We start from the raw sequence: 11,579 nt of genomic DNA, 5'->3' as shown, positions 1-11,579 counted from the left end.
GAAATGATGTGGGTAAAATAATGGAACAGCTCCATCTTGAGGCGATTGCTCTAAGAACTCTTTCATTCTGTGAGACACAATTGGTCCTGTGCTTACAGATATTCCCAATTCATTTAATGAAACGGCAAAAAACGTATTATTTTCTTCTTGAGGCTGCCCGTTCGTAGCAATGCGGATAAATAGTTCTGGATCATTAGGTTTAATGACTTCAACAAAAGGGACGGTTTTGCTTTGGTAGTCACGGAAGGTCTGGTCATTAGATTGAGAAATTTGAACGTCTGACTGCTGTTTACCTTTAATCAGTTTAATGATGATATTTTCTTGTAAAACATCATCATCTTTAAAAGCCATGTCTCTACTTTCGAAGATATGAATGTGTTCTATAGAACACTCCTTCAAAATTAATTCTCTGAATGGCTTGTAATAAGGACCATTGCAAAATGATCTTGGAATAATCGCTACAATTTGCCCATCTTGTTCCATGAGTTGAATTGTTAATGCAACAAATGCTGAATAAAGATTAACGGTTTCAATTCCAACCTTTCTCAACTCTTTCCGATGTTCTGAATTACTATTAATTTTTTTATATGGAGGGTTAATAATTGCATGAGTGTATCGCTCTCCTTTGTCAGAAAATATATTTTCAACAGCCCCTAAAATGAAGTCCTGAGCATAGATAGAAAAGTTAATATCTATAGCATGCATGTTAACTTCTAATTGTTCTCGCATGATGGGATCAATTTCCCAGAGATCTACTAACTTAATATTTTTAAGTTTTTTTGCAGCAGAAATGGTCAATGATCCTATGCCTGCTCCACAATCTAGAAGTTTTATCTCTTTTTTGTGATCGTCGAATAGGCTTGCCATATATTCAGCAATAACACTAGGCGTCATGAATTGCCCAAGTTCAGATTTTTTCTTGGGATTTAGCTTAGCATTCGTAGTCTTTCTTATGTGTTCGACAGTCATAAGATTCATGGTTTGTATTGCTGACCTAGTGAAACAAAAGTATCGTAAGTATAAACGGAAAAAGATGCTTATTTTTGATAGCTGTTTGATCTAGTTTTAAGTTCTATAAAATCCGTCATTCAATCAACTTTTTATAAACCTGATTTATAAATATCTGGGCAATAAAAAAGCCCGACATCCTGATGGTCCCTAATTCATGTCAGCTTTGGCTTACAAGATTGCTCAAAACTTACCCCAAGGTTTATCCGCAAAAATTGTGGATTGTTTTTAGGCTGAAAGCCTTATAGAGTGTATGTGATTCTTGTTTTTGAGTGTTTTTTGAGCAAAAGTGTTGGCAAAAACTATCAAAACCGCTCATAAAAAAGCCGACTTGTTTCAAAATCGGCTTTTTGGGCATTTTTGGGTTGGTGTGAATTTTTTAAGTCATTGATATTTATATTAATATACAAGTGTATTGCGTATAATCGCCATTATGTTAAATAGAGGGAAAATCTATTTTTAAAGTGATAAAATTATTGCAGTTATTTTAAGAATAGCTGCTTTTGATACTTGATCATCTATCCTAATTAAAAACTGTTTTTTAATAATTTGGAATATAAATAAGATTTAGTTAAAATTAACATTATTCATATAAATTAACATTATGTATTACATTTACTAATAATTTAAAATAATTAGTAGAAAAAAATTATGTTTTAATTATTTCTTTGATTATATAAGTTGAGAGTAAAAAATGATTAATACGGAATTTTCAGAGTGTATTTCTGCATGTACAAACTGTTCACTTATTTGTACTGAATGTGCAACTTCTTGTTTAAAAGAAAAAGATTTAGAGATGATGCGTGAATGTATTCAACGTTGTCTAGAATGTGCAGATATTTGTCAGTTATGTGTGCGTATGCAACAACATAACTCACCTTTCCTCAAAGAGATTTGTGAGCTTTGTGCTAAGATCTGTGAATATTGTGCGGAAGAGTGTGAAAAACATTCACATGATCATTGTAAAAAATGTGCTGAGGCTTGCCGTCAGTGTGCAGAAGAATGTCGAAAAATTGCCATGTAAAATACTTCAATAATGTTAATTATATGGCTCTAGACTAACATAATCATTCTGCTAGTCTAGAGCCTTCTATATAGAGTCGTTTAAGAATATATCGTAAAAAATATTAAGAAAAATAAATTTTACAATATATTATATCTATGAAATTTGTAAATTCATCTTTAAATAAAATAGTTTAAATAAAACTATTGTTAAAATAAAGTTATATAAATTTTTAAAGTATTGATAGTGAGTAGTTATGAGTCTTTTTGATGAAAACTTTAGAGATTTTGAAGATGCTGGTAAAGCCATTTTAGAGTATTTACATAATCACTTAGGTTTTAATTTATGGATGATTACTCGTACAGAAGGTAATGATTGGATAGTTCTTCAAGCTAAAGACAGTGGATATGGAGTAAAAGCAGGACAAGTTTTTAATTGGGCTGATTCATATTGTTCTAAGATGGTACTAGGCAAAGGGCCACGTATAGCACATGATTCAAAAAAAATTCCATTATATGAAGAGGCTGGAATTAATAAGGTAGTGGATATAAATGCATATATAGGTCAACCTTTATTGAATGAAGATGGCTCTGTTTTCGGTACATTATGTGCTATTGATCCATCAGTACAGCCTAAAAGTATAGAACAATATAGTGATTTATTAGAATTATTTAGTTTATTACTCAGTCGAATTTTACAGAACGAAATTAAAATAAATGAACAAAAAAGAATTAGCGAAAAACTTGAAATGGAGTCGCTAACAGATCACTTAACAGGAGCTTTCAATCGTCGTGCTTGGGATAAACTTTTAGATTTAGAAGAAAGTCGGTGTAAAATTTACGGACACTCAACAACAATTATTGTCATAGATTTAAATGATTTAAAATATATAAATGATAAATTTGGTCATTTAAAAGGTGATCAGATGATTCAAGAAACAGTCCAAATTATCAAAAGAACTGTGCGCTCTAATGATTTAGTTGCACGTTTAGGAGGAGATGAGTTTGGTATTTTAAATATTGAAACTAACTTAGAAAATACTCAAAAACTAGCAAATCGAATTTCAGAATCCTTAAAACAGGCTGGAATTAATGCTGCTATTGGTGTTGCAGCACGTCAACCAGGGACGGATTTACAACAAACAGTAGTTGAAGCAGATAAGCAAATGTATAGACATAAACGTCAAATCAAAGATATGTCTCAATAAGGTAATAAAATTAAGTTTTCCTACAATTAACATAATACACCTTATACGAAATGCGTTATAATTATCTATAGAAATCAATGCTGTAGTTTCTAGTTGATAGCCCACCTTCCCCAAGGTGGGCTTTTTTTGTGATTTTTCACGTTCCACGATCAATAACTGAGCAATGTTCCACAACTTTGTTCATCTCAGTTAAACAATCGTGGTTAATCATAGGGTCTAAAAAAACGGCTCCAAAAGCCTCTTTTTTCAGGCTCTGGTTCAATGTGTTTAGGCACTGGAATCCGCTTATTTTCCGTTTTTTCTGGAGTAGTCAATCCGTCATGTTTCGGCTCAGGTTCTGACCGAGGATCCGTTGCTATATCTTGGCTAGATTTCGGATCGGTAAACGTAGTCATATTGGCTTGAGGGGGCTTCATCTCAATGAGTGTAAGAAGCGTATCGATACGAGCATTCGCCTTGGCTTCCCGATCTTCGGCTTTCTCTAATTGTTTTTTCAAGAAATCGATCTGATTCTTCAGTTCTACAACTGTTTTATCTATGTATTCGGGTGTATTTTGATTTTGTATTGAAGACGTATCGATATGTTTTACTTGTTTTGCTCCAAATGGTTCCCCATAAACCCTAAGTAATTCTGAAAAGTCTATAAAGCCATCATGATCACGACTTAATACCCCGTTTTTTATGTCTTTATAGAGTGTAGCTCTAGATTTTTTATACAGAGTTGCAGCATCACTAACACTGTATTTTGTAGCTGTATTCATAGTGTATTGCTGTGTATTCTAAAAACGTATTGGAGAATACAATATGTGTATTCTCCAATACACTCAAGGTTTAAAGCCCAAGTTCTTTAAGTGTGGAATGAATTGTTTTTGTTGTGTTGGATCTCTTAGCATCTCTTTGATTTTTGAAGCTAGTGCTTCATAACTTTCATTTCCAACAGCCAAATAAGATAGTTCTGGTAAGCGAGAAAGTTGATTGCCAAACATGTTGATTTGAGCATCTGTCAGCTTATAAAAATCTTTTGCTATATCTGTATCCTGGTGGCTAATGCTTTTGGTCTTTTCTTTAAAAGAAAACAGAATATGAGTAACTTTACGTCCAGTCTTCTTCTGCTCATATGTTACGTTTAAAGGGCTGTACTCATTTATTTGGTCTACTGCGGTATCAATAACCCATCTTTTTAAATCAGCGAATAGAGGGTATCTTTTGCCGAGTTCCAGCATCTTCCGTAAACTCTCAACAGAGATTTCACGTTTTCCTATGGATCGATATTGGCTTAATAACTCATAGATGCGTATTGCATATGCACTACTCATACCAGCTATATCTGATAAAGAATACTTCGTAAATTCACGGCTTAAATTAGAAATGAACGGTAAAATCTCTTTAGAAAATCTAAGTCCGACAACGCTTTTACTTTCCAAAAATCGTATAGATTGAACCCATCTCATTTTTATAGATTCATCATCAATAGCTAGGTTTATCGACCTGTCATATAAACGATTAACACCATCTTTTAGATCTCTATAAGCTGTTTTTTCATGGACACCTAAATTTTTTAAATCATCAACTGTAACTCGATAAATTTCATCATCTGTAATTTCTTCATATCTACTAATTTTACTGATAGCTGCTAAAACTATACGTTGCTCTGTTGAGCTTAGCTGGTATGACGCTTCAATGACTTGGTTTGATTTAACGATTAACTCTTTTTTAGATAAGCCCATTATTTATACTTTTTAACAAATTATGAGAACTATAATATTCTCATAGTTAGTAGTCAATCCCTCATGATTAAGTAGTCAATCCCTCATAGTTAGTAGTCAATCCATCATAGTTAGTAGTCAATCCCTCATAGTTAATCTCTAAAACCCTTGCTATATATGGGTTACAGAGGACTTAAAAGATTTAAAAGATTTAAAAATAATTAAAAAAGAACATTTGAAAAATTGCCCTTGGTTTTCGCTTCGTTTCACTCGCTCAAACTCTATTGAATCTCGCTTTCGCTCGATTCGTCGGGGCAATTTTTTGGCTCATCTGGTTGTGACTTTAATAAAAAGCAAAAGCACGATGAATTCGCTTCGCTCATAGAGCTTTTTTACTCGCTGCGCTCGATCTAGACTCAATTTTCTGCATGTAATTTACGCTTATTTAGGCTTCACAGCCTAAAAAGCTGTTTTTCAGAGGGTATAGGCGCAAATTTTGTAAGTTCGCTCGTAGACACTCGCTCTGGATCTACCGGAAGGACTCAAATTGCCGCATACAGATAAAAATGAGCCTTATCTCTTTCAACACTTCACATCAGAATCTCAGAAACATACCAGTTCACTAGTTACTTTCTGTTCTTGAACACGCCTGAAAAGTTTATTCATTTATTAGCATCAGAAAAAAAATTCAAAAACACCACTATCGGGGATTCGTTTTTTTTATTTCTGCTAACGTCAGGTGAATCAGTATTGGAACGCAAGGATACATAGAGACCCCTTTTTTCGCTTCGCTCAAAAATTGGTTCTATGACCTTGTTCAGGGAGACCCCGAAACCCCCCGACCGCCAAGACAAGCTTGGCGGTAAAAAGCAAAAGCAGCATGAGTCGAAAATGAAAACGAGAAACAAAGTTTACAAGGTGAGAATGTCAGATACCGAGCTTCAAAAACTAAGAGATGGGAATGTTGAAAATGTCGCTAGATTCTTGCGTGAGTCAGCTATGGCAGCAGTAGGCGGGAGAGAACAAAAGCAGGTTTATACAAAACTTGATCGAGAGTTTTTACTCGAACTTTCAAGAATTGGTAACAACATTAATCAGGTCGCAAAAGCTTTAAATACTGATATTGCTAAAGGTGAGCCGTTTGATGCTGTGAGACTGTTTCACCTGTTGATTGCTATCAATGAAAACCTTGAAGCACTGAGACGAGACTTAAAATGATTGTCGAATTTTTCAGATATGGCGCTGGACTTTCAAAAGGGCCGCTTGATTACTTTCTTGGGAAAAAGCGCGACCGTGAGCATGCAAAAATTTTAAGTGGTAATGAGCAAGAAGTTGCAGGACTTATAGACAGTTCGCCTTTTGCAAAAAAATATACGTCCGGATGCCTGAGTTTTTACGAGAGCGATTTATCAGATGAAGCCAAGCGCAAAATCATGGCCGATTTTGAGCACTGTCTTTTTCCAGGTATGAGTTCAGATCAGTATCGAGTGCTTTGGATTGAGCATCGGGACAAGATAAACGAGGAAACAGGGGAGCGCAGGCTTGAGTTAAATTTCTTGATTCCAAACACTGAAATCCTGACAGGAAACCGGCTACAGCCCTTCTATCATGAGGCCGATATGCCCAGAGTTGATCTGTTTAAGAAGATTATTAACTTTGAGCATCAGTTACATGATCCAGACGATCCGATGTTTCGCCAAGACATCAAAACTAAGAAAAGCCTGCCAAAAAATACAGCGGACATCAAAAGAGTTTTAGATGTAGCAGCAAAAAAACAAATTGAAGAAGGCTTTATTACTGACCGTGAGAGCATGAAACAGTGGCTTATTGATCTTGGGTTAGATGTCACTAAAGAAACAGCAAAAGCAATTTCAATTAAAAATCCTTATGGCGATGAAAACTCACGCCCTATTCGCTTAGAAGGTGCTATTTATGAGCAGAATTTTAGATTTGGAGCAGAGGGCGATAGCCTTACAGCAGAAGCGTCAGAACGATACAGAAGAGAAGCTCGAAAGCGTTATAGAGAAAATCTTCAGCGATACGCAGAACAAATTGACGGCAAGATCCGAGAATTTCAGCAGAAGTATCAGCAAAGAGACGCTGAGCTTGAGAAAGCAGGACATGCAAGCCACGAAAGAGCTAAAGACCCAAATCTTGACCAACAAGGAGGCGTTGAAAAATCAGCAGAGCGAAGCCACGAGCGAGATTATCGAGCAGATTACAACAGACAAGAAGACGTTGCAGAAAGCACATACAGAAGCAATCACCGAAATTCAGGCAGCCTGCCAGAAGCAAGTCGAGAGCTTAGAGGAGATCTTGCAAGAGTCCACCCGCTTGAGCGAAGAAATAGCAAAGCAATCCAATTTAAAAACGGCCCTTATTTCATCAAATATAGTCTTGATTTCAGTAGCACTTATCGCCTTTATCAGCATCATTTTGATGACATACGCAGGGACGAGCAAGTACAGCGAGATCCAAGCCAAAGAAGCGCGTCTACAGCAGATAGAGCGAGTCACAGAGGAAAAAATTCTGGAATACAGGAAGTTGCTGAACGACATTTACGAGATCAAAAGCAGCAAAGGGAAGAAATAAATGGATCTCGAAGCACAGTTATTGCAGATTATCGAGCAGCAACAGCAGCAGCAAGAGAAGGCCTTGAAGCAGCTGGAAGAGCAGCAGAAAGCACTAGGATTGCACGAGAAAGCCTTGCAGCAACTAGAAGATTACACAGCGATCTTACTCAAAAAGAGCGAGGAAGAAGTGCAGATCGTCAAACGCTATCAGGAAATAGTGAAAAAACTCTCAGAGCAGACAGTCTCAGAGCATTTTTCAGAGGCTTTACAGAACGAATTGGCGACCGTTTTAAAGACGCATGTGACGAAATTGGTGAGTTCTTTAGACGTACAAGAAGAATTGAGAAGCTTGTTAAGGGAGATTTTGCCGAGCCTGGTGCAAGCAGAAATAGAGAAGCAAACGAAGCCACTGGCGAACCAAATCAGCGAGAGAATGAACTCAGTCGAGCAGTATCAACAAAAGTTAGCGGATTTAATCCAGGATATATCTTCAAGGCTCTAGATGAGTTAGATAAGCGCAAAGAGCTACAAGCAAAGCAACGGGCTGCTGAGCGCAGTTCAGGACTGGATTGTGAAATGTAAAGAGGGATTAATGAAATGAAAGATTTGAATATAAATTTGATGAAAGCCAATATCAGGAAACACATTTTGAAAGGCAGAGGTATTGAGTTCTTTAATATGCAGTTCAACGACTGTAATCAGGTTCTCAAATCCCTCAGTTTCCCCGGTATTCATCCGAGCCAACTCTGTCGAGTAGCTCGGATTATGATGCCTACTTTTAAAGAGGAACCCCCCACGATCAGTAAGTAGTTCTAGGGAGCTTATGACGATGTGGGGTGGACTGAGTCCGTTTTACCCAATCTTCCGGATATTCTTGACTGTAAGAATCATAGTAATGACCTGACCAATATTCCTGATTGTCTTCTTGGTATTCGTGATCTTGAGAAAAGTTGTGGGTGCTTTGTTGCGCTACAGCATGTTGCTGAAGTGTCTTTTCAGCTGTTTTTTCCGCCTGATCTAAAGTCATGAAAATATCGAGCAAGGCTTGGCGTTGTTGATGATTCAGAAGTTTAGCGCTTTCGACAATCAGTTGTTTAGCGAGGTTTTTTGGGATGCATGGGTTTGCATCATTGAATTTAATATGCATAGCAGTTTCCTAGATAAGAGTTTAATTATCTCCATCACTTCTCACGGCAATGGAGGCAACTTAACAGGGGTGAGAATACTGAATCTAGGATCAGCCAGCACGAAGCTGCCCTGCTAAGCTACCATAGGGACTGCTTAACAGTAGGCAAAAAAATAGCCGCAAGTGCGACATTTAATTGCACCTAGATTTTATCAGGTTCTCACGCCTGGACACAGATTTTGCTGCGTTAAAATAAGATTATCCAGTAAAAAGCAGGGCGTCAAGGTCCTAATCAGTAGTTCTTATAAAAACTGAAAAAATCTAACTAAAAGGTGTCTATAAAATCGTTGGCTATTCAGTGGCTTACATCTGAATTTCGTATAAGAGATTTTATGTTAAATAAATCTGAATTATGATCGAGCAGGATATAAGATAAAAAAAGCACATATAAATATGCGCTTTTTTCTATGCCATTGAGAAATAATTATTTTCGGTTTCCTGAAATAATTTTAGTTTCTGTTTTTACTTTATCTGCACTGTTTTGAGAAAGGGAAATATCTGGTCCAGTGATAATCTTTGGAGGTGAATTGTCTGTGCTAGCTGTTGGTTTAGTTTTGTCATTCATGATTCTATAACCTTGATAATTAATAACATTAAAATTGATATCACAAATATCCAACTTCCAAAAGCTATATCTGAATATGTACGATTAATAAGCTTAATTTTTTCATTGTTTACTGACTTATATACATCAATTGCTTGTCTATATCTATCAGCAGTATAAAGGTAAAGATCTGATAATGTATTTTTGTAGTAAAGGTTCATCAAATTTTGATCAGATGGCATTTTAGGTACTGACATAAGTTTTAAACTTCTAAAAATTAGTGACCATGCACTGCAGAAAGTTATCAAAGATAATACGACTGTACTAATCAGCAAGTATTTCAGAAAAGAATTCGTAGATTCTGGTAGGTCTTTTAAAAAATAAGTAAAACAAAAAATGTATAATGGTATAAAAATATTAAGAAATGTCAGGTATTTAGATGACTTATCTTCTAACTTGAAATATTGAGATTTTTCATCCTCAAATTGAGTTTTTTGATATTCACATAAAACCTTATATAGCTCTTTTTTATCAATATTTTCTGTCATTATGTTTATAAGTTCGTTAAATTGTTTATTTAAGTTATATGAGATATCTAGTGAATACCCCATATAGCCCAATATAAAATTGAAGTCTCTGTCAATTTTTCTATGAAAATGTTAATAAGGACCCATAAATCTTGAGCCATTGAAGTGGATCATATGAGATGGGTTATCTGCCATCCATACCTCAGTTTCCCATGCAATAACACCACTATATTTCACGTAAGTTTTGGTATCGGGAAAAGCAGAGACAAAAACTAAACCTGCGGTACAGTTTTGGAATAGTGTATTTAATTCCCCATATCTTTTATGGTCTACAGGCCCATGACTGGTAACAGCTTCGATTAAGAATAACCAATTTTTCTCAGGATTGTAGATAACAACATCTGGTAGTTTCCCGTGGTTGTCTAATTGCACACCTAAAGATGCTAGTAGATCAACATCGAAGAACCCATGCTTGTTACCTGTATCACCTGCATAAACTAATGCTCCTCCAGGAACATATCGAGCACCAAAATCGGTGACAATATCCTTGATGAGCTGAGAATGGTCACCTGCTGAAAGTAGAATAGTTTGACCATCTGTTAATTGTAATGGGATCATATTCATTTCACGCTCTCGTGCATACATTTGAGCAAGAGTTTGTCTTTGCTGCAGGTAATTTTGTAGCATGATTGCATATTGCTCTGTTCCATAAGTTTGAAGAACTTTAAGCAAATTGGATTCAATTTGGTACACAGCTTTAGGGCTATTAACAGGTCTATCAGGTTTATCAGGGTTATAAAGACAAATTCCTGCTTCAATAAACTGGTGCATCGATTGTCTACGGAATGTCTCTCGTGTATTTGGAGCGTATTCTCTTTGATAGTGCTCTCGTGACCAGCTCATAATAGGTGTAATACCTACTAAAGGGTTACTTGCTTGGTTCCATAATTTTTCAGGTGTCATATCAAGTAAACAGAGTAGACAGAGAGCAGTACGTTCATTAAGTTGTTGGCGCGGCATGCCTAATTGGACAAGGATATCGTATGCTTGCTGCAGCTTTGTATCTTGATTATTCACTTAATCTCCCCGAGAAGGTTATCAATCTGCTTTTGATTCATTTTAATGTCGTATTTTTTGCCTAAAAGCTGCAAATTTTGAAGGGATGGATATTTCATGTTTCTGAGATCGGTCGCATTTACTTGAGTATGACCTGAGAAAATACGGAAATAGCTATCCAATAAGCTGCTATTCAGAAAACAAGCTAACCCCATTGCTGTTTCATAGTCAAAGCCTTGTTTTTTTATATGAAATACATTCCAACAGTTATCAAACCCGATCCATTTTGTATCAATCATATTAGGATCTATGACATTAGCAACAATTCGTCGTTTTTCTTCTTTAGAGCTGAATCGTCTGACAATCACGTAAAAGCCATTATTCGGTAGCAGCCATTTCTGTGAATCTGGTGTAACCCTAATAGCATTTGGCTTCTTATGCTCTTTTGGATATTGAAGTTGCTTATCTACGAAATGATGTGGGTAAAATAATGGAACAGCTCCATCTTGAGGCGATTGCTCTAAGAACTCTTTCATTCTGTGAGACACAATTGGTCCTGTGCTTACAGATATTCCCAATTCATTTAATGAAACGGCAAAAAACGTATTATTTTCTTCTTGAGGCTGCCCGTTCGTAGCAATGCGGATAAATAGTTCTGGATCATTAGGTTTAATGACTTCAACAAAAGGGACGGTTTTGCTTTGGTAGTCACGGAAGGTCTGGTCATTAGATTGAGAAATTTGAACGTCTGACTGCTGTTTACCTTTAA

General features: G+C 36.1%; 11 protein-coding genes and 1 pseudogene. 4 read left to right on the top strand and 8 right to left on the bottom strand.

Annotated elements, in window-relative coordinates; translation table 11 throughout:
• On the bottom strand, positions 1-978 hold a 978-nt coding region (locus BJN41_RS12765), incomplete at its 3' end, for an Eco57I restriction-modification methylase domain-containing protein (RefSeq protein ID WP_070155635.1).
• A 724-nt stretch (positions 979-1,702) separates the two neighbouring features.
• Between BJN41_RS12765 and BJN41_RS12760 the strand changes: the two genes are divergently transcribed.
• Together BJN41_RS12760 and BJN41_RS12755 are read left to right on the top strand one after the other, a co-directional pair.
• The gene (locus tag BJN41_RS12760) at positions 1,703-2,032 is read left to right on the top strand and encodes a four-helix bundle copper-binding protein (protein WP_004641881.1); all 330 of its coding nucleotides are present in this window, start codon (positions 1,703-1,705) and stop codon (positions 2,030-2,032) included.
• A gap of 235 nt (positions 2,033-2,267) precedes the next feature.
• Positions 2,268-3,218, top strand: a complete 951-nt coding sequence (locus tag BJN41_RS12755; RefSeq protein ID WP_070155634.1) for a sensor domain-containing diguanylate cyclase — start codon at positions 2,268-2,270, stop codon at positions 3,216-3,218.
• A gap of 203 nt (positions 3,219-3,421) precedes the next feature.
• Here BJN41_RS12755 and BJN41_RS12750 read toward each other — a convergent pair whose 3' ends face one another.
• The gene (locus BJN41_RS12750) at positions 3,422-3,979 is read right to left on the bottom strand and encodes a plasmid replication DNA-binding protein (protein ID WP_070155632.1); all 558 of its coding nucleotides are present in this window, start codon (positions 3,977-3,979) and stop codon (positions 3,422-3,424) included.
• Between the two features lie 63 nt (positions 3,980-4,042).
• Positions 4,043-4,945 (bottom strand): replication initiation protein RepM, encoded by a 903-nt coding sequence (gene repM, locus BJN41_RS12745; protein WP_070155630.1) that lies wholly within the window; start codon positions 4,943-4,945, stop codon positions 4,043-4,045.
• A gap of 870 nt (positions 4,946-5,815) precedes the next feature.
• Between repM and mobC the strand changes: the two genes are divergently transcribed.
• Together mobC and BJN41_RS12735 are read left to right on the top strand one after the other, a co-directional pair.
• Positions 5,816-6,142, top strand: a complete 327-nt coding sequence (gene mobC / locus BJN41_RS12740) for a plasmid mobilization relaxosome protein MobC (protein ID WP_070155639.1) — start codon at positions 5,816-5,818, stop codon at positions 6,140-6,142.
• On the top strand, positions 6,139-8,079 hold the full coding sequence (locus BJN41_RS12735; RefSeq protein ID WP_070155628.1) for a relaxase/mobilization nuclease domain-containing protein: 1,941 nt from the start codon (positions 6,139-6,141) through the stop codon (positions 8,077-8,079). Before mobC ends, BJN41_RS12735 begins: the two co-directional genes overlap by 4 nt.
• A 217-nt stretch (positions 8,080-8,296) precedes the next feature.
• On the opposite strand, the gene BJN41_RS12725 is transcribed toward BJN41_RS12735, so the two are convergent.
• The 5 genes and pseudogenes from BJN41_RS12725 to BJN41_RS12710 all read right to left on the bottom strand — a co-directional run.
• Positions 8,297-8,644, bottom strand: coding sequence for a hypothetical protein (locus BJN41_RS12725; protein WP_070155624.1), 348 nt, complete (start codon positions 8,642-8,644; stop codon positions 8,297-8,299).
• 463 nt (positions 8,645-9,107) lie between these two features.
• Entirely contained in the window at positions 9,108-9,248 is a 141-nt protein-coding gene (locus tag BJN41_RS15565) for a hypothetical protein (RefSeq protein WP_158006188.1), read from the bottom strand.
• Positions 9,245-9,775, bottom strand: a complete 531-nt coding sequence (locus BJN41_RS12720) for a hypothetical protein (protein ID WP_070155637.1) — start codon at positions 9,773-9,775, stop codon at positions 9,245-9,247. The genes BJN41_RS15565 and BJN41_RS12720 overlap by 4 nt, the downstream gene beginning before the upstream one ends.
• 111 nt (positions 9,776-9,886) lie before the next feature.
• The gene (locus tag BJN41_RS12715; protein WP_070155623.1) at positions 9,887-10,831 is read right to left on the bottom strand and encodes a BsuBI/PstI family type II restriction endonuclease; all 945 of its coding nucleotides are present in this window, start codon (positions 10,829-10,831) and stop codon (positions 9,887-9,889) included.
• A pseudogene (locus tag BJN41_RS12710) lies at positions 10,828-11,579 on the bottom strand (SAM-dependent methyltransferase); the annotation flags it as partial. The pseudogene BJN41_RS12710 and the gene BJN41_RS12715, both read right to left, overlap by 4 nt.

Source organism: Acinetobacter towneri (genome assembly GCF_001758345.1).
GTDB lineage: Bacteria > Pseudomonadota > Gammaproteobacteria > Pseudomonadales > Moraxellaceae > Acinetobacter > Acinetobacter towneri_A.
Note: the sequence above shows the minus strand (reverse complement) of the source record. Positions and strands in the feature narration are given on the sequence as shown.

Bases quoted from the DNA above. Each gene is read 5' to 3' on its own strand.
- BJN41_RS12735 (WP_070155628.1), top strand. From the start codon at position 6,139: ATGATTGTCGAATTTTTCAGATATGGCGCTGGACTTTCAAAAGGGCCG.
- mobC (WP_070155639.1), top strand. From the start codon at position 5,816: ATGAAAACGAGAAACAAAGTTTACAAGGTGAGAATGTCAGATACCGAG.
- BJN41_RS12760 (WP_004641881.1), top strand. From the start codon at position 1,703: ATGATTAATACGGAATTTTCAGAGTGTATTTCTGCATGTACAAACTGT.
- BJN41_RS12725 (WP_070155624.1), bottom strand. From the start codon at position 8,644: ATGCATATTAAATTCAATGATGCAAACCCATGCATCCCAAAAAACCTC.
- BJN41_RS12720 (WP_070155637.1), bottom strand. From the start codon at position 9,775: ATGACAGAAAATATTGATAAAAAAGAGCTATATAAGGTTTTATGTGAA.
- BJN41_RS12750 (WP_070155632.1), bottom strand. From the start codon at position 3,979: ATGAATACAGCTACAAAATACAGTGTTAGTGATGCTGCAACTCTGTAT.
- repM (WP_070155630.1), bottom strand. From the start codon at position 4,945: ATGGGCTTATCTAAAAAAGAGTTAATCGTTAAATCAAACCAAGTCATT.
- BJN41_RS12755 (WP_070155634.1), top strand. From the start codon at position 2,268: ATGAGTCTTTTTGATGAAAACTTTAGAGATTTTGAAGATGCTGGTAAA.
- BJN41_RS15565 (WP_158006188.1), bottom strand. From the start codon at position 9,248: ATGAATGACAAAACTAAACCAACAGCTAGCACAGACAATTCACCTCCA.